General features: G+C 45.1%; 20 protein-coding genes. 12 read left to right on the forward strand and 8 right to left on the reverse strand.

Going from position 1 to position 25639, the window contains the following annotated elements:
- Positions 1-65 precede the first annotated feature (65 nt).
- Positions 66-2321: a winged helix-turn-helix domain-containing protein gene (locus R3P39_RS12835; RefSeq protein ID WP_336567924.1), complete on the forward strand. Its 2256-nt coding sequence runs from the start codon at positions 66-68 to the stop codon at positions 2319-2321.
- A 129-nt stretch (positions 2322-2450) separates the two neighbouring features.
- On the opposite strand, the gene R3P39_RS12840 is transcribed toward R3P39_RS12835, so the two are convergent.
- Both R3P39_RS12840 and R3P39_RS12845 read right to left on the reverse strand, forming a co-directional pair.
- Positions 2451-5297, reverse strand: a complete 2847-nt coding sequence (locus R3P39_RS12840) for a M16 family metallopeptidase (RefSeq protein ID WP_336567926.1) — start codon at positions 5295-5297, stop codon at positions 2451-2453.
- Positions 5298-6105: 808 nt separating this feature from the next.
- Complete coding sequence (locus R3P39_RS12845; RefSeq protein ID WP_336569317.1) at positions 6106-7875, reverse strand: DUF885 domain-containing protein; 1770 nt, start codon at positions 7873-7875, stop codon at positions 6106-6108.
- A 361-nt stretch (positions 7876-8236) separates the two neighbouring features.
- On the opposite strand from R3P39_RS12845, the gene R3P39_RS12850 reads away from it, so the two are divergent.
- The 11 genes from R3P39_RS12850 (at position 8237) to hemB (ending at position 17964) form a co-directional block, all read left to right on the forward strand.
- Complete coding sequence (locus R3P39_RS12850; protein WP_336567927.1) at positions 8237-9238, forward strand: GGDEF domain-containing protein; 1002 nt, start codon at positions 8237-8239, stop codon at positions 9236-9238.
- Between the two features lie 121 nt (positions 9239-9359).
- On the forward strand, positions 9360-10115 hold the full coding sequence (gene ubiE / locus R3P39_RS12855) for a bifunctional demethylmenaquinone methyltransferase/2-methoxy-6-polyprenyl-1,4-benzoquinol methylase UbiE (RefSeq protein ID WP_336567928.1): 756 nt from the start codon (positions 9360-9362) through the stop codon (positions 10113-10115).
- Between the two features lie 8 nt (positions 10116-10123).
- Positions 10124-10738, forward strand: coding sequence for a ubiquinone biosynthesis accessory factor UbiJ (locus R3P39_RS12860; RefSeq protein ID WP_336567929.1), 615 nt, complete (start codon positions 10124-10126; stop codon positions 10736-10738).
- A gap of 1 nt (position 10739) precedes the next feature.
- Positions 10740-12344 carry a ubiquinone biosynthesis regulatory protein kinase UbiB gene (gene ubiB / locus R3P39_RS12865; RefSeq protein ID WP_336567930.1) on the forward strand — a complete coding sequence of 535 codons (1605 nt, stop codon included), beginning with the start codon at positions 10740-10742 and terminating at the stop codon, positions 12342-12344.
- 60 nt (positions 12345-12404) lie between these two features.
- Positions 12405-12641 (forward strand): Sec-independent protein translocase subunit TatA, encoded by a 237-nt coding sequence (gene tatA / locus R3P39_RS12870; RefSeq protein ID WP_336567932.1) that lies wholly within the window; start codon positions 12405-12407, stop codon positions 12639-12641.
- 5 nt (positions 12642-12646) lie between these two features.
- Positions 12647-12961 (forward strand): Sec-independent protein translocase protein TatB, encoded by a 315-nt coding sequence (gene tatB, locus R3P39_RS12875; protein ID WP_336567933.1) that lies wholly within the window; start codon positions 12647-12649, stop codon positions 12959-12961.
- Positions 12962-13072: 111 nt separating this feature from the next.
- Positions 13073-13816 carry a twin-arginine translocase subunit TatC gene (gene tatC, locus R3P39_RS12880; protein WP_336567934.1) on the forward strand — a complete coding sequence of 248 codons (744 nt, stop codon included), beginning with the start codon at positions 13073-13075 and terminating at the stop codon, positions 13814-13816.
- Complete coding sequence (locus tag R3P39_RS12885) at positions 13813-14331, forward strand: hypothetical protein (RefSeq protein ID WP_336567935.1); 519 nt, start codon at positions 13813-13815, stop codon at positions 14329-14331. Before tatC ends, R3P39_RS12885 begins: the two co-directional genes overlap by 4 nt.
- On the forward strand, positions 14331-15107 hold the full coding sequence (locus R3P39_RS12890; RefSeq protein WP_336567936.1) for a TatD family hydrolase: 777 nt from the start codon (positions 14331-14333) through the stop codon (positions 15105-15107). Before R3P39_RS12885 ends, R3P39_RS12890 begins: the two co-directional genes overlap by 1 nt.
- 6 nt (positions 15108-15113) lie before the next feature.
- Positions 15114-16952 carry a sensor domain-containing diguanylate cyclase gene (locus tag R3P39_RS12895; protein ID WP_336567937.1) on the forward strand — a complete coding sequence of 613 codons (1839 nt, stop codon included), beginning with the start codon at positions 15114-15116 and terminating at the stop codon, positions 16950-16952.
- Position 16953: 1 nt separating this feature from the next.
- Entirely contained in the window at positions 16954-17964 is a 1011-nt protein-coding gene (hemB, locus tag R3P39_RS12900; protein ID WP_336567939.1) for a porphobilinogen synthase, read from the forward strand.
- Between the two features lie 44 nt (positions 17965-18008).
- On the opposite strand, the gene R3P39_RS12905 is transcribed toward hemB, so the two are convergent.
- From R3P39_RS12905 to R3P39_RS12930, 6 genes are all read right to left on the reverse strand, one after another.
- Positions 18009-18398, reverse strand: coding sequence for a hypothetical protein (locus R3P39_RS12905; protein ID WP_336567940.1), 390 nt, complete (start codon positions 18396-18398; stop codon positions 18009-18011).
- A 473-nt stretch (positions 18399-18871) separates the two neighbouring features.
- Positions 18872-20959 carry an elongation factor G gene (gene fusA / locus R3P39_RS12910; RefSeq protein WP_336567941.1) on the reverse strand — a complete coding sequence of 696 codons (2088 nt, stop codon included), beginning with the start codon at positions 20957-20959 and terminating at the stop codon, positions 18872-18874.
- Between the two features lie 226 nt (positions 20960-21185).
- Positions 21186-22337 (reverse strand): N-acetylglucosamine-6-phosphate deacetylase, encoded by a 1152-nt coding sequence (gene nagA, locus R3P39_RS12915; RefSeq protein ID WP_336567942.1) that lies wholly within the window; start codon positions 22335-22337, stop codon positions 21186-21188.
- Positions 22330-23238: an ROK family protein gene (locus R3P39_RS12920; RefSeq protein ID WP_336567943.1), complete on the reverse strand. Its 909-nt coding sequence runs from the start codon at positions 23236-23238 to the stop codon at positions 22330-22332. Before R3P39_RS12920 ends, nagA begins: the two co-directional genes overlap by 8 nt.
- Complete coding sequence (locus R3P39_RS12925) at positions 23235-24353, reverse strand: SIS domain-containing protein (RefSeq protein WP_336567945.1); 1119 nt, start codon at positions 24351-24353, stop codon at positions 23235-23237. Before R3P39_RS12925 ends, R3P39_RS12920 begins: the two co-directional genes overlap by 4 nt.
- Complete coding sequence (locus R3P39_RS12930; protein ID WP_336567946.1) at positions 24350-25639, reverse strand: D-tagatose-bisphosphate aldolase, class II, non-catalytic subunit; 1290 nt, start codon at positions 25637-25639, stop codon at positions 24350-24352. The genes R3P39_RS12925 and R3P39_RS12930 overlap by 4 nt, the downstream gene beginning before the upstream one ends.

Consider the following 25639-nt stretch of genomic DNA (forward strand, 5'->3'; position numbering starts at 1 on the left):
TAAATCTTTTTCGTATTCATTCCAGAACATAAACTCAAGTTAAACGTACCTAATTTAAAGAAACAGTGCTAACAAAGCAAATTTTTTTATATAAAAAATACCTTTTATTAACCAACGTAAACAAAGGAAAAAAAGCCTTTATTTTTTGGTACTATTTCACTCATAAAGTTATATTGTTATTCGGTAGTAGCATGGCTCATCAAACGAACGATACTCACTCCATTGATTTAGGGTACTGGCAACTTAATACTGCAACGCAAACCTTAAGCAGCACCACTGAAAGTAAAGAGTTGGAACCTCTTTTATTCAAAGCCTTAATTTACTTCATTGAAAATCAAGATAGGATTATCAGTCGCCAAGAACTATCTGAGAATGTTTGGCAGCTCAATTTTGTCGATGACAATACAATTAACCGAGTTATTTTTGAGCTTAGAAAGCAACTATCCGCAGAACCACAATTGCAACCACTAATAAAAACACATTACCGTAAAGGTTATAGCCTCTCTATTCCCAAACCTAAAAGTGATAGCACTCTATTAGAAAACGGCTCCAACAGCCTCAAGCGGCCCTCTGCATATTGGCCGCGCCCTTGGCTTTATATGCTGGTCATTGGTGTTGTAATCTTTATAGCTATTGCGGCTTATAAGTGGAAAGAACCGACCCACATTGCAGAGGTTCAGAACAAGACCTTTGATAGCCAGATATTATCTTGGTACCGGGGGCACCATGGAAAACTGCACCTTTCCCCTAATCAACGCTTTTTAGCTTACAACTTCCAAGCAGATACTAATGAAATTAGTAAAATGGGAGAATTACGATTAATGGATCTTAACACTCAACATGAGGTTGCACTTAACTTACCCTCAGGAAGCACTTTGCTTGGCTGGTCGGCAAACAGTGAGTGGATTTATTATCGCAGCCCAGCTTCCAGCAAAGAGCAAGGCGGGTCATGTGAATATAGGCGCCATCCAATAAAGCAGCAAACTAGCGAACAAGATCAATCATTATTTCCTTGCTCTTTTGGCCAGCTAAAAGCGCTCTTTGACTTTGGAAAGAATAAACTTGTTTATAGTAAACAAGCTTTTTTAGGTAAGCCAAATTTAATGGCAGTTTATACTTACAACCTTAATAATAAGATAGAAACTCGAGTCACCACACCTAGCCAAAACGGCTTTGGAGACCAATTATTGGCTGTCATTCCCGAAAGTCAGCAGCTTATCTTTACCCGAGATATCGGTGACAGTATGGAGCTGTTGATTACCTCTTTGTCAGGCCACAAAACAATAAAGTTAGCAGAGTTTCCCTATTTATTGTGGGCAGTTAATTGGAATGCTAAACAAAATACAGTGATATGGTTTAACCATGAAACCAATGAAATAAGACGTTTCTCTATGACTTCATATTCCGAACTTCCACCCGTACCTGTTGAAGTTGAACCAAGCTCATTTGTGCTACCAATGTCTAAGGACAAATTGCTGCTAACCACTTATGGCTATGATCACGACAGCTATGTTGTCGATCTGGAGACAACCAAGTCGACATTTTTTGCCAAGCCAGGAGTTTATGAAGTCAATATGGCCTACCTTGGGGACGGTGTATACACATATAATGATATTATTTTCCGAGACTCAGCCTCTTACAACGTTTTTAAAATAGATAAAAGCCGTAAATACAGTGAGTTAAAAAAGCTTGGTGCGGGTTATTCTATTATTGACTCAGACCCCGAGAGTGCACATGTTTTGGTTAAAAATACTAAAGACCAAGTTTCTCAAGTAAGAGACATTGACTCTTTTGCAGTGCAATTATCTTTACCTGATAGTGGCAGAAGTGGCAGCATTCGATTGTATGATGGAAAGGTAGCTCAATTACGGGTAAACCCAATCACGGATAACGAAGCGGTTGAAGTCAGTTACCTCGATAACACTAAAAAACTATCAATCGAAGTGGATAACCTCGTTAGTATCGACTGGTTAGATGACAGTCATCTAGTAACAATATCAAACCATCGCGACATTGCTCTGTTAAATATTAAAACAGCCGAGCAAACACCTATACTTACTGGCTCGCAACTTAATGAACTGGTCAATAATGTTTGGTTAAGCCCAACCATCACAGCCTACAAGAATAAAATTTACCTGCATAGTCGCAGTAACGTTTATCAACTCGATACACAAGGGCGTTTAAATACCGTATTAGACATAGGGAGTGCTGTAAATTCTGAGTCTTATATTTATCACATCGATGTGCATGGAAATAAGTTACTGGTCTCTTATGTAACACGTTACCACAACGAAATTAAATTATACTTTGCTGGTAATTGAAGCCTGTAGCAATCGAATTAATTCTGCAAACAAATTGAACGGTGAAGTACCTCATTAGCAGTAAAAAATGCGATAGAGCAGTAAAAAGCATGGCGAGCTATAAGCTCGCCATGCTACCACCAACGTTTGTTACAAACTAACTTGTTTAACCGTAAAGCCAGAACTTTCTAGCTGTGGCGTAAGTGAGGTTGCATCGCCAACCACAACGTACGTCATTTGTTCTGCAGATAAATACTTTTTAGCCAATAAGTTTAATTCTTTTTTGCTAACACTTTTGATGATTTCAGCGCGTCTTTTTGTAATGTTGGCATCGACATTATGTTTATGCATCATTGCGAAGAAGCGTAATTTTGCAGCTGGAGTCTCGTACTTTAAAGCATCCCTTTGTGCAATTGAATTTCGAGTAAACTCCAGCTCATCCCTTGACAGACCTGACTTACTTATGCGTTCAAGCTCTTTTTGAAGCTCTTGCAAAGCTGCAGCAACATGCGTGGCCTCAACACCCGATGAGATAATGAATTGACCAGCATCACCATAGCCTTTAAACCTGCCACCAATTCCATAGGTGTACCCCTTGTCCTCACGCAAGTTTTGATTTAATCGACTATTGAAGCCGCCAGAAAATGCAAAGTTCATAATTTTACTCTTGAAGTGGACTCCAGATAAGTCTTCCTTTGCAGCATGGCCAGCCACCCGAACCTCCACTTGAGGTGCATCTTCCTTATGTACCAAATAAACTACCTCGCTGTTCAATTCTGCAGGCTTGGGCTGCTCAAGTGTTAAATTAACTCTTCCATTCCATTGCTCTAGCGTATTATTGATTGCAGCTACAATATCACCCTGAGAAATGTTAGAAACAATTGATAGTTTACTGCCTTGAGGTCGAACAAGTGCCTTATAGTGACCTTTTATATCTTCTAACTCGATTCTATTAAGCTCTTCTAGCGAGGGTAGCCAAGCACTACGGTAATTCCCATCTTGATACATTATTTTCGACAACATACCATCAGCTAGAAATGAAGCATTGGATCTTTCTAATCTGCTTACTTCAGCAATATTGCTCTTCACTTTAACAAAATCGGCCTTTGAGAACTTAGGCTGCAGCAGCTTCTCTGATAAGATATTAAGTGTTGGTAACAAGTTTTTACTTAATGTAGACACGGTTACTTCGATATATTCGGCTTTCAATTCAAATGATATCTCGGCGCCGTTTTCCGCCAATTTTTGTGCCAGCTCTGAAGAGGAGTGCTTCATTGTAGCCTCTTCCAACATCTGTGTTGTCAGCAGCGCCACTCCATTCTTATTTTCTTGGTCGTATAAACGCCCTGCGGGGATCTGTAGTAATAGTGTTGTTGTAGGTGTTTCAAAATCCTCTGTGCCCAAAATATCAATACCATTATCCGTTTGTGCTTGCCAAAGCGCTGGAAGTTGAATCGGCTTTGCTGCCGCTGCCTTTGGCACTTCACTGCGATCAAACTCATCGCTGATCTGCGGTAGTGTTACCTCCTGCTCTGTTACTTTTTCGCTGCTTGGTTGGAAAAAGGTTGGAGTAAAGTTATCAGGTTGCGTGATAAGCTCTTTCTGGCCTTTTGGTACAATGCTGAGTACAACTTGTGGTTTACCTTCCAAATGTTGATTGTATACTCGCTTAATATCGCTCACAGTTAGACGTTTAATTCTGTTAAGTTGCTGCTGTAGATAACTCGGATCATTATGGAAAGTTTCAAACTCTGCTAGCATAGAAACTTTTCCTTTAACGCTTTGCAACGCCCTCACTATTTCTGACTCTTTCTTTGCAATGTAAAGGTCTATATCTTTTTGCGATAGCTCATCTTGTATATAGTTATCTACTAATTGGGTGATTTCCTCATTCAACTGTGACAAAGTTTTGCCTTTTGCCGGATGTGGTAATGCTCCAAAAGTCATCTTACAAGCTAGCTCTAAACACCAATGTGATGCAAAGGCCGCCACTGCTTGTTGGGTATTAACCAACTTACGATACAGAAGTGAGCTCTGTCCTTGTCCAACTAAATAACCAATGGCATCCAGTGCAGCTTCATCTTGGTGACCAAGATAAACTGTTGGGTATACTTTGCGCAGCATTGGTAAGCTAACATTATCTTGGTAAGATACAAAGCGAGACTCCGTTAAGCTGGTTGGCTGCTTAGCAGCTCTTTTTACACTTTCTCCCTTAGGGATAGAGCCAAAATATTTTTTCACTAATGGCAGGACATCTTCGCTGTTAACAGCTCCACCAATCGTCAAAGTAGCGTTGTTTGGCCCATACCAACGCTTGAAAAAGGCTTTTAAATCAGAAGCGCTAGCACGGTTCAAATCAGACATATAACCAATCGGTAGCCATGAGTAGGGGTGACCATAGTCATACAGAGTCTGATGAACTTTTTCTAAGGCTTGGCCATAGGGGACATTATCGTATCTCATCATGCGCTCGTTTTTAACTGCTGCACGTTGAATGGCAAATTTTTCTTGAGTGATCCCTTGCGCAAAAAAGCCCATTCGATCGGCTTCTAACCACAGCATTTTTTCTAGCTGATTAGATGGTACTGTCTGGTAATAATTAGTTCTGTCGGTATTGGTTGTGGCATTAAAGCGACCACCGGCTTCAGTAACCATTTTAACATGCTGTTCGTCAGCAACGTGTTTCGAACCTTGAAACATCATATGTTCAAACAAGTGTGCAAAACCTGACTTACCTAACTCCTCTCGGGCAGAGCCCACATGGTAAGTTACGTCAACGTGTACTAACGGATCAGAATTATCTTCATGGATAATAACTGTCAAGCCGTTGTCTAGCTCAAACTTTTCATACGCTATGCCAATAGCCCCTGGAGCAACCTTTTTTGCTTCTACTCGCTCTATTCCGTCAAGCTGGCTGTTGACTTGCGCCTGGAATTGACTACAACCATTCAAAGTTACGGCCATAATAACGGCCAATGTGGCTTTATTTAAAAGCATAATCTGTCCTCTTATTCGTCTCTGATTATAAAATTTGACTGCAGCTCAGCGCTAAAGCTGTTGACTGCAAGTTGTTGACGAAAAGATTAAAAGGGCAGAAGGTCAAAGTCGATTAGGAAGATGTGATGAATTTATTTTATTTTTATTAGCATCAAAATCAATAACATAAAAATAATTAGGAAAATATTTACAATAAGTTAGTGCGTTTGTTCCAGTGCTTTATATTACAGATAGGCATGTAGAGTAGATGCAATCATCATCATCTGTCCCAAGGCACTTAAGTAAGTGCTCCACTTTGAACAAGACAGCTTTTATTTCCTCAGTAACTGCAGCCGTTTTCTAAATAAATTTAATCCTGGTGCAGAGTGTAAGTCAGATAAATGCTGACGTTCTTGTAGCAATTGACTTAATTAGGTGGTCTGTTTGAGGGAAAGAAACTTCGCCGATAGCACCGCTCCTACATTCAGCTCCTACCTAGATACTTAGATATATTTAGGTAAGGCAGAAGTTTTGCTATCTAGAGGTTCGAAATAAAAAGTTTTAACGTCGTTAGCGTCAAATTTACTCTCAAACAGAGCAAGCGTTAATCCGGGTTACTATTAAATACACACCAATACACTTGCATGTAATATCGATAGTTCAGAAGGTAGGCACTTATTTATCGAGTGAAACAAAACCAAACAGGTTTACAAACTATCCATAATTCGAGGCTTGTGACCTTACCGCTCTAGTCAAACAGCTTTATACCGCCATTAAGCATAGGTAAGCCTAAGAATACACTTCTAGGCTTACCTACTGGTAAGTGTCGTTACTGATTCATTGTCGACTCAATATACCGATCGATTTGGTTTTCAAGGACGAAAAGCGGCACAGAACCGTGGCGTAAGATTTGGTGGTGAAACTCGCGAATATCAAACTTATCACCTAATGCCTTTTCGGCTTTGCGACGTAGGCGCTTAATCGTCAGCTCACCAATCTTATAAGACAGCGCTTGTGCTGGCCATGAGATATAGCGGTCAGTTTCTGTTTTAACGTTATGCAGAGAAAGCGCGGTATTGTCCTTCATAAAGTTCATCGCCTTTTCTCGGCTCCAGCCAAACATATGCATGCCAGTGTCCACTACTAGACGTGCAGCACGCCACATTTCATAAGTCAGACGACCAAAATCGCTGTAAGGGTCTTGATAGAAACCCGCTTCGATACCTAAGAATTCAGAATACAGTCCCCAGCCCTCACCAAAGGCTGAAATGTACTCATTACGGCGATACTCAGGAAGGTAATCAAGCTCGGCATTCAATGCGATTTGTAAGTGGTGACCAGGCACCGCCTCATGAAGCGTAAGCGCTTCTAATACATACAAAGGTCGCTTGTCTAAAGCATACGTATTGACCCAGTAATAACCTGCGTCGGTATCGCTTCGCGCTCCAGAATAACGGCCCGTAGTGTACTTCGGTGCGATACTGGCTGGTACTGGAGCGACACCATAAGGTTTACGCGGTAAGGTATGGAATAGCTTAGGTAACTGAGCATCCATTTTTTTCGCGATGTAAGCCGCTTCTTTTAGCAGCTCTTCCGGCGTTTTGGCATAAAACTGCGGATCAGTACGTAAAAACTGCACAAACTCTGCGAATGTGCCTTCAAATTCCACTTCTTCGATGATTTTTTCCATCTCTGCGCGGATCCGAGCAACCTCTTGCAAGCCTAACTCATGGATCTCTTTTGGTGTCATGTCTGTGGTGGTGTAATACTTAGCACGATTAGCGTAATAAGCTTCACCATTAGGGGTTGCCGAGATACCAATGGTTTCTCTTGCCGCAGGGCGATACTGCTCGACAAAAAAGTCGAAGTAGTTTTGATAAGCCGTAATAACGTGCTGCTTGATAATTTTCTTCGCTTTGTTTTGCAACGCGCTAAATTGCGCGTCAGACATACTGGTATTATTGCTTTTGAATGGTTTATAAAATTCAGACTCAGTGACATCATCGACAATGTAAGCGGCTATCGAGCTTTCATAACCGGCTAATACCGCTTTTGGCTGCGTTAACCCTGACGCCATGCCCTTTTTCATCCAAGCCATATTTTGCTCAAAATAGCGCGGAACTTGCTGCAGTCTTGCTAAATAAAGCTCATAACCTTCAGCTTTACTAAAGTCATGGCTTGATACCATAAACGACAAACCAGAATGAAAACCATACTCTGAAGTCAGCGGCATGTAATGACTATTAAAACGGTATTGATCCACTTTGTTTTGGATCTGCGCTCTTAATATGGTCAAGTTGATTTGATTATCCTCACTGAGTGAGGACGGATCTAGCGCATCGAGCTCGGCTAGAAATGCTAAACGCTGCTGATTTAACTGCGCTAAACGTTCAGCACTTAGGTTGGGCAGTAAATACTCGGCGGCAATATCGCGACGGTAAGCGTTGGTATCCTCTCTAAACTCCATCACTTTTTCAGCAACTTCAGTAAAATTAGAGTTACTATCCACAGACGTCATCGCGCAGCCAGATAATAGGGCAGCTAAACAAAGGGCAACACTTGAGTGCTTAGTCCAAAGCTTTATTTTCGGTGATAACACGCTTACTTCCTCAGTCAGTTTAATCACAGTTCCATGTCGCTACTAAAGCAGCAGCACAGATCCATCTTCTGTTACATATGTATCGTCCAAGGTAGAAAAGTCCTTTTCACGATGCAACTTAATTCGATAGAATTTCCAAATACCCAAATTGGATACAATGTAGCCAATCTAGTAAAAACTGCTGAGAAAATCAGCAATTCAACAAAAAAATGTAAATTTTCTATTTCAAAGACAAAGTTTTTGCTTTTAAATTCGCACGATACCGATTAATGTAGGTCTAGTGCAATTAGGACAAGAATTACGCCGACGGAATTGGTGGATGTTCATTAACGTTTTATGATTAATTGTTGTGGTAAATGAAATGATGTTCCATGATCCCATGGCTGTTGCCCAAGAAAAGATGACACAGGTGTGCCTGTTTTTAGAGCAACATCATTTGCCGCCGACGCCATTAAACTATCAAGTTGCTTATATTCATATCAGTGCGGCTAACGCCGAACTGGACGCTGCTATTGAACAAGCGGTGAAAAGCAAAACCAAGATTGATTCAGTATTCATCGAACAGCTTTATTATCAGTTCATCGACCAAGGTCAAAAGGTGCAATCGCAGCTTTTAGAAGGGGTTGACTCTCTTATGACACAGCTGCAAGACGATACCGAAGCGTCGCAAAAGCACGTAACTAAATTTGCCCAGCAGATCAGCCATTGTGTGCATAATTTAGATGAGCACAATATTGAGAAAAGTAAACGCGCCCTCACCACTTTGACCAAACAAACTGAACTGTTGCTAAAACAACACAAGCAGTTTAAGCAAGCGTTGCTTAAGTCACGTCAAGATTACCAGCAAAGCCAGAAATTACTAAAAGAGCTGCGCAAACAACACCTGCTCGATCCGCAAACGGGCCTATATAAACGCCACTTTTTACGGCAAAAAGTCGAGTTGTGGCAGTCACAACAAAAAACCGTCTGTGCCCTCAATGTGCAAGTAGAAAACCTCGACGACTTTATTTCACGCTTTGGCGATATGGTTGGCGAGGTGGTCCTAAATCGCATTGCCAAAAGCCTCAAGCGTTATGTGGTTGAAAGTGGCTTGCCAGGCAGAACTGGCAAGCAAGAGTTCACCGTGATCTTGGCCGATATCGACTTATATACCGCGGATGTCATCGCAGAAAAAGTGCGCAAAGGGGTCGAGCGCCTGAAATTCGTCAGTGCCAAAGGCAAAGTGCCGCTGCCCAATGTGGCACTGTCTTTGGGGATCGCACAGCTAGCCCCTGAACAAGATTTTAATACTCTGGTTAAACGCGCAGGCTATGCCGCGCAAAAAGCACAATCTTTAGGCCAATCTTGTTATACTAGCCATTAGCCATACCCTTACTCTCCCTGAAAAGGTGGTTATTTTTTCGCAATCAACGAGAAGAAATTGCACCTAAGTCCAGCAATCAAGTACACTAACAGCATTGATGCAGTGTAATGATGGAAGCCACATGAAAGAGTCGCAAGAAAACACCACCCACTTTGGATATAAAACAGTTGAAGCAGATAAAAAAGCCTCAATGGTCGCCGATGTGTTCCACTCTGTGGCAGCCAAATACGATATCATGAACGACTTGATGTCGTTTGGTATCCATCGCCTGTGGAAGCGCCAGACCATTGCCAGCTCCGGCGTCCGAGCCGGTCATAAAGTACTTGATTTAGCCGGCGGAACAGGAGACTTAACGGCTAAGTTCAGTGAATTAGTCGGTGATCAAGGAAAAGTTGTACTTGGCGATATCAATGACTCCATGCTCAAGGTCGGTCGTGAGAAACTGCGCGATTTAGGCTTAGTGAGTAACATTGAATACGTGCAAATGAATGCTGAAATGCTGCCATTTGAAGACAACACCTTCGATGTCATTACCATTGCTTTTGGTCTTCGCAATGTCACTGACAAAGATAAAGCTCTACGTTCCATGTACCGTGTGTTGAAACCCGGTGGTCGACTGTTGGTGCTGGAGTTTTCAAAAACCGACAGTGAAGCGCTGGCAAAATTATACGACTTTTACTCTTTCAGCTTACTGCCAACCATGGGCAAGCTGGTTGCCAACGACAGCGAGTCTTACCGTTATTTGGCTGAGTCAATCCGCATGCATCCAGATCAGGATACGCTAAAAGCGATGATGGATGAGGCGGGTTTTGAACAAACGGACTACCAGAATATGACCGGTGGCATCGTTGCTCTTCACCGTGGTTTTAAGTTTTAGGAGTTAACGTGTTTGCTTCGTTGCTGGGCGCCGCCATCGAGGCGTTATTAAATCGGGCACTGACTTTATCACCTGAGATGGCAACGGCCTTAGCTCCAAGCCATCATCAAGTATTGAGTATCAGCGTAAGAGATCTGGAGCTGTGCATCGCGTTTCAGCACAGCGGTAATAAAGTGCATGTGCTTGCGCCCTTTTCAGGCCACGCCGATTGCAGCATTAGTGCTGACCTAGAAACCTTGTTAGCGCTAAAAGATCCCAGCCAACTCACCGCCCTAATCAGACAAGATAAGCTCGACCTCGATGGTAACTTATCCTTAGCACAGTGTTATAGTAACGCAGTGGCCGAGCTCGACATTGACTGGGCTGAGCAGTTAGCCACCTACCTTGGTGATGGCCCAGCACAACTGCTTGTTGATTGCGCCAGCACGCTTAGCAGCCGAGCGAAACGAGATGCCACAGTGGCAACCGCCACCTTACATGAGCTGTTGCAAGATGAGCTGCAAGTGGCGCCTCACCCGCTAGAATTTCAAACATTTAAGCATCAAGTTAGACAAGTAAGTAAAGAAGTCGACAGTTTAACCCAGCGGCTCGATTCATTATTACAGCAGAATAAAGGAACCTAGTTTGTCTTTATTGCGTTTGCATCAGATCACCAAAACCTTTTTAGACTATGGCCTCGATGAACTTGTCCCAGCAGAGCGGCAGCCATGGTACGGCAAGCTTGCCCGCGCCAGTTTATTTTGGATGCGTAATAAGCATAAAGATAAAGCCATCGGCACACGCCTGCGCCTTGCTTTGCAATCTTTAGGGCCGGTGTGGATTAAATTTGGTCAAATGCTGTCGACACGACGCGACCTGCTTCCCCCTGATATCGCTGAAGAGCTGGCGTTTTTACAAGACAAAGTACCGCCTTTTGACTCAGCTCAAGCGCGGCAATTAATCGAGCAAGCGTTAGAAATTGACGACATTTACCACTATTTTAAGGAGTTTGAAGCCACGCCATTGGCTTCAGCGTCCATTGCCCAAGTCCACAGTGCGCAATTGCAATTGGATGATGGCATTAAAGATGTGGTGATTAAAGTCATCCGCCCCGACATTGAAAAGCAAATTCAGGCCGACTTATCCTTAATGGAGCGCTTTGCCAAAGTGGTGGTGAATTTATTAAGTGAAGGCAAACGACTGCGACCAGTCGAGGTGGTCAGAGAATATAAAAAGACACTGCTTGATGAGCTTGACCTGATGCGTGAAGGCGCCAATGCCATTCAACTTAGACGCAACTTCGAGGGCTCAGACTCGCTTTATATTCCAGAAGTTTACAGTGATTACTCACGCAAAAATGTATTGGTGATGGAGCGCATTTACGGCATTCCAGTATCAGATACTGAAGCGCTACTGGCCCAAGGCACCAATATGAAACTGCTGGCTGAGCGTGGCGTAGAAGTCTTTTTTACTCAGGTCTTCAGAGACAGTTTCTTCCACGCTGATATGCATCCTGGCAATATTTTTGTCTCCCGCGAAAACCCCCACAACCCGAAATATATTGGCATTGACTGTGGTATTGTCGGCACCCTCAACCGCGAAGATAAACGCTATTTGGCCGAAAACTTCATCGCCTTTTTCAACCGTGACTACCGCCAAGTAGCGCAGTTACACGTAGACTCAGGCTGGGTCCCTGCTGACACCTGTGTGGAAGAGTTTGAGTTTGCCATCCGCACCGTTTGCGAGCCTATTTTTAATAAGCCATTGGCTGAGATCTCGTTTGGTCATGTATTGGTGAACCTGTTTAACACCGCAAGACGTTTCAACATGGAAGTGCAACCTCAGCTGGTATTGTTACAAAAGACCCTGCTCTATGTTGAAGGCCTTGGCCGTCAGCTTTACCCGCAACTGGATCTATGGAAAACTGCCAAGCCCTTTTTAGAGCAATGGGTAAAAGACCAAGTGGGGCCTTTGGCGGTAGCAAAGAAAATGTACGCCAACTTGCCATTTTGGGCAGAAAAAATGCCCGAACTGCCAGACTTAGTGTATCAAAGCTTGAAACGTGGCCCCGGAACTTTGCCACCCGCGCCGCAACCAGTGGCAATTAAACCTATTTTGCTTGGCTTGGCAGCAAGCAGTTTTGCCATCATCTCAGGCTTGAGCTTTATTTTTGATCAAGCCATTGCCAGTGCGGTAATGGCAACGCTGGCGGTGGTCGTATTTGTTTGCGCTTGGCGTAAAACAGGGTGATTTTTTGTGCGCTAGGCGTATAATCGATACCACTAGCAGTCAGTTATTATTGGAGATGTTATGGGATTTGGTGGAATCAGTATTTGGCAGTTACTCATTATTCTTGCCATCATCGTGTTATTGTTCGGAACGAAAAAGCTTCGTGGTATCGGCAGCGACCTTGGTGGCGCAGTGAAAGGCTTCAAAAAAGCGGTTTCTGACGACCAAGCAAACAGCGACGCAGAAAAAGACAAGCTGGCCAATACCTCAGCTGAGCAACAACAAACCACAGCTGAAAAAGAAAAAGACAAGGTTTAAGTTACATGGGAATGTGGGAATTGGTGGTGGTGCTGATCGTTGGCCTAATCGTATTGGGCCCAGAACGGTTACCTGTCGCCATCCGTACGGTAGCTCGTTGGGTTAAAACCGTGAAATCCGTGGCTAACTCAGTGAAAGCTGAAGTCAGTGAAGAGTTACGTGTCCATGAGCTCCACAACAACCTAAAAAAGGCGGAACAACAAGGTATGCAAGACCTTGATCCGCAACTAAAACAGTCTGTTCAAGAATTACAAGAGGCGGCTGACTCAGTCAAGCACTCTTATAAGGCGAACGACGTTAATAATAACAACAAAGAGTAACCAATCAGCAGGTCAAGCCATCGGCGATAAGTTAGCGACTGCTAGAGTTTTTGCAGTGGACTTTGCTGCCGGTTGAGTCAACGTTGAATCATTTATAACGAGCATAGTTACATGACAGAAACTGCCCAAAGTGGCTTTATTGCGCACCTAGTTGAATTGCGTAACCGCTTAATGAAAGCGCTGATGAGTGTCTTGCTGATCTTTGTTGCATTGGTCTATTTCGCCAATGATATTTACGCTTTTGTCGCAGCTCCTTTAGTGCAAAGCTTACCAACCAATACCACCATGATTGCAACGGATGTCACTGCGCCATTTTTTGCACCGTTTAAATTAACCTTGTTTGTGGCATTGTTTGCAGCCATTCCGTTTATTTTACACCAAGTGTGGGGCTTTATTGCACCTGGGTTATATAAGCATGAAAAGCGCATGCTGATCCCCATTTTACTGTCCAGCATTGTTTTATTTTATGGCGGCATTGCGTTTTGTTACTTTGTTGTGATGCCCATCATTCTTGGCTTCTTCACCAGTGTTGGGCCAGAAATGATGACCTTATCGCCGGATATCAGTAGTTATCTCGGCTTTATCTTAAAACTATTCTTTGCATTTGGTATCGCCTTTGAAATACCAGTTGCCATTATGTTGCTATGCTGGAGTGGTATCACCACCACCACAAGTCTAAAGGGCAAACGTCCTTATGTTGTGGTGGGTGCTTTCGTTATTGCCATGTTCCTTACGCCACCGGATGTGCTGTCGCAAACGCTACTGGCACTGCCGATGTTATTACTGTTTGAATTAGGTTTAGTATTAGCGGCGTTTTATAGTAAACAACCCACCCAACAGGAGTCAGAAAAATGAAAAAAATAATCGCACTTGTTGCACTCGGTGTCTCTTCTTTCGCCGTAGCAAAGCCAATTAACACTCAGGCTTTACAGGCCTGTGCCATGGTCGAAAACGACCTAAAGCGTTTAATGTGTTATGACAATGTCATGGCTAACAAGCCAGCTTCACAAGGCAACCAAAAAATGGCAAAACAGCCTGGTAAACCAGCTCATGCCATGAACAAAGCACAGTCTAACAACAAACCGGAAAAGTCTGCCTCAATTACCTCTGAGTTTGGCCTAGAGCATAAAATTGAGGCTGAGAGCAGAAAAATTGACGAGATCTCAGCTAAGCTAGTTAAAGTAGAACGCTCAGCGCGTAAGCGAGCCTTTTTCACTTTAGATAATGGCCAAGTATGGAAACAAGTATCAGCAGAAAGCTTCTTTGCCGATCCGGGCGACACGCTCGTGATCAAGCGCGCTTCTTTTGGTTCTTTCTTAATGAAAAAAGAAGGCTCTAACCGCTCTACGAGAGTGAAGCGAGTCGACTAATGTCGAATCTCTATGATGCTGGTGTCAACCTCACCAGCAGTCAGTTCGCCGATGACTTAGAGGCCGTCGTAGCACGGGCTAAATCAGCAGGAGTGGCCTCAATGCTGGCCATTGGCTGCGATCTGGACAGTAGCAAGGCATCTTTACAGTTGGCAGAAAAGTACAACTTTCCTTGCACCGTTGGCGTACACCCGCATGACGCCAAGGATGCGCCAGATGACTTGGCAGCACAAATCCAGACGCTCGTGGAAAGCCATGAACAAGCGGTGGCAATCGGTGAGTGTGGTTTGGATTTTAATCGTGACTTTTCACCACGAGCCACACAAAAAGCGGTTTGCCTAACTCAGCTGCAACTCGCGCAGGCAATGCATAAGCCCGTGTACTTGCATGAAAGAGAGGCGCATGACGCCTTATACGAGCTATTACAGCAGGTGCAGGTAAATGGCGTTTTACACTGTTTTACTTCTGATAAAACGGCACTGCGCCGCTACCTCGATTATGGCCTGATGATCGGTGTTACCGGCTGGGTATGTGATGAACGCCGCGGCCAACAATTACAGCAACTGCTGCAGTATATTCCGTTAGATAGATTGCTTATCGAAACGGATGCACCATACTTATTACCTCGTACTATAAAACCAAAACCACGTTCACGTCGTAATGAGCCCATGTATTTACCCTATGTAGCACAACAAATCGCTGCACTTAAGCAACAACCCACAGCCGCAGTGATTGAGGCTACAGGCCGTAACTTTCGCCAATTGTTCTGGGGATAAACTGGCATGCGCATTGTAGTTGTTCTGCTGTTATTGTTATTAAGCCACAGTGCGGTTGCCACGCTTACCATCACCGAGGCCTTTACGGTAAAGCATCAAGCAACCGTTAGCTATAGCGTAAACCAACATCAGACACTCAATGCCTTACTCAAGCAGCCAGTTGATTGGCAGCAAGAACCTGGTTTACCGATAGGATTAAAGCCAGGCGATAAATACCTCTGGTTGAAGCTTTCTTTTGACAACACACAGCATCACCAAGTGCCGCTCTTGGTTACCATTGCAAACAACCTTATCGATTCCGTTACGGCGTATCATGTCCAGCCTAACTCGGCTATTTTGACCTTAGGGATGGGCGATGCATTGCCGCTAATGAAGCGGCCATTTAAATACGAGTCTTTGGTTGTACCACTGCAACTTAAAGGGCAAAGTCGCAGCGAACTCTATTTGCAAATTGCTCACCATGGCGTTGTCAATGCACCTATCTCCATTTGGTCACCCAATGCTTACCTCAAATACAAAAGTAAATTTAATTTGCTATTTGGCTTGCTGGCAGGGTTTTTAGCGGCATTGGCGCTCACACTTGTCGCCCTGTATTTTGTTACCCAAAAGCGCTACTTCCTCTACGGTACCGCCTTTTTAACTCTAGTCTGGCTCTGTAATATCCACCTTTATGGCTTTGGCTATCGCTTTTTTTACCCTGATTGGCAGTGGTTTCAGCAGCACGGACAAGGCCTGTTGAGTCTCAGCGCGACCTTGCTGTTATTCCCTATTTTAAACTACTGCAGTGCCCATAAGCTGAAGCAACGCTCAACCCCTACCTTCAAGTGGGTGCTTACGCTTGCCTGTCTTCTGGTGTTGGCACTGACCTTTTTCTCCATCACCAGTGCGCTATTAGCCGCGTTAACCATCGCTTTTATTATTAGTCTGTTTTGTTTATACCTGTTGGCCAAAAGCCAGCAGCCAAGCCGTAAGGCCATGCTGGCAGTCGTCATTAGCCATAGCATTGTCATCAGTTACCAATTAACCGTCGCAGTTGGGATCCAATCAGGCAGTTTCCTCAATCAATTAGGCTTTTTTAGCCTCTTTGTTGCTGAATCGGTCGTCGTCGCCTTTTTAATTATTCAACTGTACATCAAAGAGCGCGATAACAAGTTAGCAAAACAACAACAACGGCTGACTCACACTCAAGCTGAAGACGCGCTATTAAAAGAGAAACTGAAGTTGCAAGAACAGGCGCAACTGGACCTTGAGAGTAATATCGAAGAACGCACTTTTGAGTTGCAAGTTACCCTAAGAGAGCTGCAAGAAAAAAACCGCGAGCTGGAACGCGTCAATATGGAAGACCCATTAACTAAGGTGAAGAACCGTCGTTACTTTGACAAGCGTTTGCAGATGGAGGTGCGCCGTTCACGCCGTGAGCAAAGCGTTTTAAGCCTTGTTATCTTAGACATCGATCACTTTAAAACGATCAATGACAACTATGGTCACTTAGTGGGCGATCAGGCCATTTGTGAGTTTGCAAACTTAATTAACCGCTTCCTTCGCCGCCCACAAGATGAAGTATTTCGTTATGGCGGCGAGGAGTTTATCCTACTTTTACCCAACACCGACTCTGACGGTGCTGTAGACGTTGCCGAGCGGGTAAGAACCGCAACCCAAGAGATGGTGATCAAAGTAGGTGAACACGAGCTCAACTTTACCACCAGTGCCGGCGTTTACAGTGCCGTAGTTACTGACCCCCATTCACCCCAACTGTATACCGACAATGCCGATAAGGCCCTTTATCAAGCGAAAGCGCAAGGCCGCAACCGTGTTGTTACTTATCAATCCAAGCAGGAGAATTAACGTGGCTCAATCAGGACTCGATCTTTTCCCCCTTACGCGAATGCGCAGAATGCGTCGCGATGACTTTTCAAGACGTTTAATGAGTGAAAACACGCTGTCAGTCAATGATCTAATCTACCCCGTCTTTGTGTTAGAAGGGGAGTCTAAACGTGAGGCGGTGCCTTCCATGCCTGGCGTGGAGAGACTGTCCATTGATCTCTTAGTGAACGAGGCGAAAGAGCTGGTAGAACTTGGGGTTCCCGCCATTGCCCTCTTCCCCGTGACACCAGCAGAGCAAAAATCGCTGTTAGCTGAAGAAGCTTACAATCCAGAGGGCCTAGCACAACGAGCAGTAAGAGCCATTAAAGCGGCTTGTCCGGAGCTTGGGGTGATCACCGATGTGGCACTCGACCCTTTCACCGTTCATGGCCAAGATGGCATTCTTGACGATAATGGTTATGTCATGAATGAAGAAACCATCGAGGTATTGGTAAAGCAGGCTTTATCGCACGCTGAGGCAGGTGCCGATGTGGTCGCGCCATCGGATATGATGGATGGTCGTATTGGCGCCATTCGCGAGGCATTGGAGGAGTGCGGCTTTATCCACACGCGTATTATGGCGTATTCGGCGAAATATGCCTCTAGCTACTATGGTCCTTTTAGAGATGCGGTTGGCTCTGCAGGCAACCTCAAAGGGGCCGACAAGAAAACCTATCAAATGGATCCTGCGAACTCAGATGAAGCGTTGCGTGAAGTTGCTTTAGACCTGCAAGAAGGTGCTGATATGGTAATGGTTAAGCCTGGTATGCCTTATTTAGACGTGGTCAGACGGGTAAAAGATGAGTTTGGTGTGCCTACTTATGCGTACCAAGTGAGTGGTGAGTACGCCATGCACATGGCGGCAATTGAGAATGGCTGGTTGGCTGAAAGGCCGACGATTATGGAGTCATTGCTGGCGTTTAAACGCGCCGGTGCCGATGGTATTTTAACCTACTTTGCCAAGCAAGCGGCCATTTGGCTCAACGAAAAGTAATATCCTTTCAGTAAGACTGGCTATACTGGCCAGTCTGCCAAAGATTATGATAATAGCGCCAGCGCCTTGCTGCGGGCCTGCTCATCTATCCGCCAACTGACAAAATAGACCTGCTTACCATCTGTTAACTGCACTACTGGGATATCAACTAGCAGCCACGAACAGCACTTAATACTGGCAATTTGCTCACGGTGCAGGTAACGGGTCTTAAAACCACATTTATAGCTCACCCCCGCTTTATCGACGTGAAGAAAACGTTTATCGCTTAAGGACAAGTATAACACCAAACCGGTGCTTGCTAATGCCACTAAAGTGAGTAGTTGGATGACACCCTCAGGAAGGGAAAAGGCCTGAAAAGTAACACGCATTAAAATAGTGAGTAGCACGATTAAGCCGTAAAAAAGCCAATTGACTTCCAATGCTAAGGTTCTCATTGAGCATCTCCATTATTACCCAATTACTATCTGGGCTGAGTATCCAGCCGACAGATAAAACAACTGGATTAGCGCACTAATCCGACGAAATGGATGGCCATTGCTGCGCAAGGGTGATTGCCCAGAATGTCACCGCTATTGAAGAAAGGCTAATAATAAAGTGCCAAAGTACCCAAATCAAGAACTTTGTTATTAAACTTAGATGATCTCGCTATAATACCAATCCGCTTAATTAAGTGGTCCATTTGAGGCAAGAAAATTCTGTCGATAACAAGGCGAAAATTTTGCTATTTAGTTGTTCTAAATAAGAAATTTTTAACGCAGTTAGCGTCGAATTTGCTCTCTCAAATTGAGCAAGTATTAATGCGGATTGGTATAAACTATAGGAAGTGTGCTGCAGAGCGCAATGAAGTAAGTATCAGGATAAAAAAAGGCCGCAGTATATGCGGCCTTTCTTGCAAATTAAGTATTAATTACTTAGCTGCTTTTTTCTCTTTCTCTGCTGCAATTACTGCTTCAGCTACGTTCGCTGGGCAAGCTGCATAGTGTGAGAATTCCATTGAGAACTGACCACGACCAGACGTGATAGTACGTAGGTGACCAATGTATCCGAACATTTCAGATAGTGGTACTTCACCCTTGATACGAACGCCAGTTGCGCCAGCTTCTTGGTCTTTAACCATACCACGGCGACGGTTAAGGTCACCGATTACGTCACCCACGTTATCTTCTGGAGTGAACACGTCTACCTTCATTACTGGCTCAAGAAGCTGAGGACCTGCTTTCGGGATAGACTGACGGAATGCGCCTTTTGCAGCGATTTCGAACGCGATAGCTGATGAGTCAACTGCGTGGAAAGCACCGTCAAATAGTTCGATTTCAACGTCTAGTACAGGGAATCCAGCTAGAACACCTTCTTCCATCATTGAACCGAAGCCTTTCTCAACTGCTGGCCAGAATTCCTTAGGAACGTTACCACCAACAACGCTTGAAGAGAAAGTGTAGCCTGAGTTAGGCTCGCCTGGCTTGATACGGTAATCGATCTTACCGAACTGACCAGAACCACCAGACTGCTTCTTGTGCGTGTAGCTGTCTTCGATTTCTTGCGTGATAGTCTCACGGTAAGCTACCTGAGGCTGACCAACAACTAGGTCTACGCCGTAAGTACGCTTAAGGATGTCTACCTTGATGTCTAGGTGAAGTTCACCCATACCTTTAAGGATAGTTTCACCTGAATCTTCGTCAGTCTCAACCTGGAACGACGGGTCTTCTGCAACCATCTTACCGATAGCAATACCCATCTTCTCGTTACCACCTTTATCTTTAGGCGCAACAGCGATAGAGATTACTGGATCAGGGAAGATCATCGCTTCTAGTGTACATTCGTGCTTAGGATCACATAGTGTGTGACCTGTTTGAACGTTCTTCATGCCCACAACTGCGATGATGTCACCCGCTTGAGCTTCAGTTAGTTCGTTACGCTCGTCTGCTTGCATCTCAACCATACGGCCGATACGCTCAGTTTTACCTGTTGCAGAGTTAAGTACTGTGTCACCTTTTTTCATGCGACCAGAGTAGATACGGATGAACGTAAGTGCACCGAAACGGTCGTCCATGATTTTGAACGCAAGCGCTTTTAGTGGCTCATCAGCGTCAACAGTTGCAACTTCACCAGTCGGCTCACCAGTTTCTTTGTCAGTAAGTGGCTGAGGATCAACTTCAGTTGGTGAAGGTAGGTAATCAACAACTGCGTCTAGTACTAGTTGTACACCTTTGTTCTTAAATGCAGAACCACAGTAAGTTGGGAAGAACGCTAGGTCACGAGTACCTTTACGGATACAAGCTTTAAGCTGTTCAATAGTCGGCTCTTCGCCTTCCATGTACGCTTCCATTAGGTCGTCGTCTTGCTCTACTGCAGTTTCAACTAGCTGCTCGTAGTACTCTTCAACGTCATCAACCATGTCCGCAGGAACGTCTGTGATTTCGTAGTTTTCAGGAAGACCTGTGTCATCCCAGATGTACGCTTTCTTTTCAATGATGTTTACCACACCTTTGAATTCGTCTTCGATACCGATAGGCAGAGTCATTACTAGTGGCGTTGCACCTAGTACGTTTTTCACTTGCTCAACTACGCGGTAGAAGTCAGCACCCATACGGTCTAGCTTGTTTACAAAGATACAACGTGCTACTTCTGATTCGTTCGCATAACGCCAGTTCGTTTCTGATTGCGGCTCAACACCACCAGAACCACAGAATACACCGATACCACCATCAAGTACTTTAAGTGAACGGTATACTTCTACTGTGAAGTCAACGTGTCCAGGAGTATCGATAACGTTTAAACGGTGGCCTTTCCACTCACAAGTTACCGCTGCTGATTGGATAGTAATACCACGCTCAGCTTCCTGATCCATGAAGTCAGTAGTTGACTCACCGTCGTGTACTTCACCAGTTTTGTGAATTTTACCAGTAAGCTTTAGAATACGCTCAGTGGTGGTAGTTTTACCCGCATCAACGTGCGCGAAAATACCAATGTTTCTGTATTTCGATAAATCTGCCATTGTTTTACTCTATTTAAAGTAGAAAAATTATTCGGCGGGAGTATATCACCTCTTGTAGCGAACATCATCCTTGAAGTCGCCTAAAATGCAATCAATTCACGAAAAAGTTTCTAATGCGAAACCACAGTCGGATTTTTTCCTCTGACAGCTTATAGTTAGGTGCTTGTTATTGGGAAAATTGTCAGCTAAACGCGGCATTTCGGTGATTTTCTCCGCGCATTATTGCTTAAAATACCTGCTGACCAAATAAAAACGCATGCTGAACATCGACGTTATCATCAATTAATGAAAAGTGGGCGCACTTACCGACTTCAATACTACCCTGCTGCGCTGCAATACCAAGGTAAGTTGCAGGTACTAGGCTGGCCATATTTATCGCTTCATGGCGCTCAATGCCAGCCAATTCGACTAGATTGGCCACGGCTTTTTCTAACGTTAAGGTGCTACCAGCAAGGCCGCCAGCATGGGTTTTCGCCACCCCACCTTTGACTTCAATAGGCAACTCCCCTAATTGGTACTGGCCATCTTGCAAGCCACCAGCATTAATACAATCACTGATCAGTGCCATTTTTTCAGGCCCTTTCAAGCGATAAATCAACTGCAATATAGCCGGGTGCAAATGGTTACCATCGGCGATGACTTCAACCAGAGCCTGGCTATCTAGCAACAGGGCACCAGCACAACCTGGTTCACGGTGGTGAATCCCACGCATACCATTAAAAATATGTACGCCACCACAGGCGCCATGAGCTAAGGCAGCATTGGTTTCAGCAAAGCTGGCATCGCAGTGCCCTAACATCACTCGAACTCCACGCTCGCTTAAGTAACGCGTCATGGCCATGCCATTGGTTTTTTCTGGCGCCAAGGCGACGGCTTTTAGTGCGCCATCCGCAGCACTTATCATGGCATCGATCAGCTCTTCATCGAGGGGTTTAAAAAAGGCTTCATTATGAGCCCCCTTGTGCTTCTCGCTGAAAAATAACCCTTCACTATATGCTCCTAACACCTGCGCGCCTGGCAGGGTTAATTTATGCGCTTCGCCAATCACTTTCATTGCCGCCAGTGTTTGTGGCCATGTGGTGGTGACGGTGGTGGCTAAAAAGCCGGTTACGCCATGGCGCAATAAGGAGCGGCTGATGGTCTCAATACTGGCAAGCGTAGCATCGATGACATCGCACCCTTCGCGACCATGAATATGCAAATCGATGAGACCAGGCCACATATCAAGTTCAGGATACGCTTCCACCGGTTGCGAAACTTCTGACTCAGGGGTGATTGTTAAAAACTGGTCGTTTTTAATGGCCACAACGTGACCACTCAGCGCCCCTAGTGGCGTATATACTCGCCGCGGCTTTATATAACGTGTCCTCTCAGTCATTGACTGTGCTCCCAAGCAATGCCGCTCCTAAAGCCCCACTGGCGTCGCCATGTTTGGCACGGACAATGTCTGGTACATTAATACCACTAAATACATGCGGTGCGATTGCGCTAGGCAGAGCCTCAACCAGTTCATCAATTAATGACATACCACCGCCTAAGACGATCACTTCTGGGTCATAGGCCTTAATGAGGTTGGCAAATGCCGAGCCGAGTAAATCCATGTAACAGTTGAACGCTTGCCGTGCTTGATGCTGACCCGCACGCAACTGGGCAACGACTTGCTCAGAGCTGGCCTCAACGCCACTAAAGTGATGATATAAACGAGCCAGACCAGGACCGGCGACATATCGCTCTAAGCAACCTTGTAAACCACAACCACACGCTAAAATCGGCAATTGGTAATGTTGTTGCAGCACCGCAGATAACGGGTGATGACCATACTCACCGGCAATCCCCTGAGCGCTTTTATACAATTGCCCATCAATACAAAACCCGCCACCAGCTCCGGTGCCAATAATGGCACCAAACACCTTAGAATAATTCTTACCAGCACCTAAGCTGGCCTCTGATAAGGCAAAACAGCGACAGTCATTTTCCACCGCAATAGGCCGAGCTAAGCGAGCAGTCAAATCCGCTTTTACGATGCGACCATTCGCGCAAGGTACATTGGCAGACAATACCCGCTGCTCGGCATTGACAATGCCGGGCATGCCCACGCCCACTTTGCCGTAACAGTGGTACTTATCATCGGCTTGTTGGACCAACTTAACCATGGCATCTATAAAAGCATCATAGTTACTTTGCGGGGTCGCAACCCGCCAAGACTCGATCCGTTGTAGCGTGTCGTCAAAAACAGCAATTTCAATTTTACTGCCGCCAACATCTAAACCATAAATCATTGCTCACTCCCGAAGGGATGAATCGTGACGCCCTGAACAACGCGATTGACTTCGCCAGACGGACAAGGATTATCGGGAGAAATTGCCAAGGCCAGCGCCTTATAAAAACTCAGCTGTTGCGCAAACAGCATATAAAGTATGCCCTGCCAGACATCGGCTAAGCTCTCCTGCTTGGGGCACACTGAATGCACAGTCATGGCAATGCCATCACCCAGTAGCTCAGCCACCAGATCCTGATCGTATTGTCGAGTGTAATGATCGCCAGAGACAAAGCACACTACCGCGGTTTTATCGTTTATCAGTGATTTCGGCCCATGGCGAAATCCTAGTGGTGATTCACACACACTCATGACTTGCCCTGCGGACAGCTCCAACATTTTTAACGCCGCCTCTTTGGCAAAACCGAGCAAACAACCCGAGCCCAAATACACTAAACGCTCAAACGGCTGCTGAGCAAAGGCACGAATATTTCCTTGCTGTTGTGCTGATAATTGCCCGTGAGCTGCTGCTATTAACTTAGTCACGGCGTCTTGGTCTGGGGTAAACACTTGCAATGCTGCCACTACCATAGAGGAGTAACTGCTGGTCATGGCAAAACTCTGATCCAGTGTCGCCGCGGGTAGCAGCAGACTCTGAGCCTGATGATTGTGCTGTGCACTTTGGTGTAGCTTGCCCTGACCATTGCAAGTAATAAATAGGTGTTGGCATTGAGGTACTAACTGACTGACCAGCTCAACCGCCGCAACGCTTTCAGGGCTATTACCTGAACGCGCAAAAGACACTAATAAACACGACCTATTTGGGTCTAGATACTGTTGTGGCGCTGCCACAAGCTCGGTGGTACTGACCGCCTTCACTTCTGGTAATAGCTGTCGGTTGAGGTGATTTACAATGGCCTCACCGATGTAGGCTGAAGTACCAGCGCCGGTAAGAATAATTTGACTCTGCGGCTGTGCCAATAGAGGCGCAAACTGGGCCATTAACTCTGTCCGCAGCGATGCCACCACTGCCGCCGTTGCCTGCCACATTTCGGGTTGCTGGGCGATTTCTTTCGCGGTCCAATAAGCATTGTGGGCTTCTAATTGCGCAACATCTAATCCTAACATGGTGCTCATGATGCCGCCTCCATTGCAAAACATGCCCTTGAGTAGCGTGCCACCACAGCTTGAACTTTAGCCAACACTAACGCTTTACCTTGACTGCTAAGCTGCTCAGTGCGGACAGCTTGATAGAGCTCAGGAAAATACTGACTCACCAATGGCAAAGGTATATCGCGCTGCGCTAAGTTAGCTAACATGGTATCAAGTGCGGCTTGCACCGGCTGCTGCTGCCAATAATAGCGGATCCGATCACTAAAACTGAACTGGCGTAAAAACTGTAGCTGTTGTGCGTCACCATGATAAAAGCGCTGCCAGTTATTCGGGTTTACTTGCATCACCTCGTCAACCACTGCAATAAAGTCGCTATGATGTTCTGGAAATAATTGTTGCTCTATATGATGCAATGCATACAAGCCCTCACGCAGGGCAAAGGTAAGCTCAGGACCCACTTTTAAAATTGCAAAGTGATCGGCCACCAGTGATTGATAGGCAGTGGCTGTTTGATAGTCGGTTGAGTGCGCCTCAAAGGCAATATCCCCTTGCTGCTGAATAAAGTCTTTCAGTTGTGCCGCTGCTTGCGGCTGGTAATCAAATACTTGGGTGTTATCAAACTCTACCCCAGGCTGTACCACCATAGCCACAACCCGCTGCCACGCCTGTTCTAAGCCATGCTTGGCAAAAGTATCGCGGTGACACGCTAAGGTAGTACGCGCCGCCGCTTCACTGGTTGGTTGAATATGGGCAATGGTTTCATCGGCACCTCCCGGCGGCGGGACCTCAGTACCAATGACATACACTATGTCACTGTAACCAAAAGTCTCTTGTGCCGCTTTTTCTGCAGTTTGGCATAAAATAGCGGCACGATTGGCAACAATCTCGTCATTTAAACATTCAGGATCATCTGCACAAGGCATACTGGCATCTAAATGAATTTTTTTAAACCCGGCTTTTACATACGTCGCCACCAGATCACAGGCCTTGGCCATTGCGGTGCTACTGTTTTCAGTGGTCCAGCAAACTGGGCCAAGGTGATCTCCACCAAAGATAAGCTGGTTAGTATCATACCCCTGCTCGATTGCCATGGCCTCCACTTTGGCAATAAAGTCACTTGGCTGCATACCCGTATAACCACCAAACTGATTGACTTGATTAGCCGTGGCCTCAATTAACAGCGGCGTGTTTTCACGCTTAGCATAATCTATCGACGCTTCCAGCACCCAAGGGTGAGCTGAGCAAATGGCATAAATGCCAGTGTTTTTCCCTGACTTGTTGGCTTTGATTAGGGCTTGAAAACGCCGCAT

The organism is Pseudoalteromonas sp. UG3-2 (assembly GCF_037120705.1).
Lineage (GTDB): Bacteria > Pseudomonadota > Gammaproteobacteria > Enterobacterales > Alteromonadaceae > Pseudoalteromonas.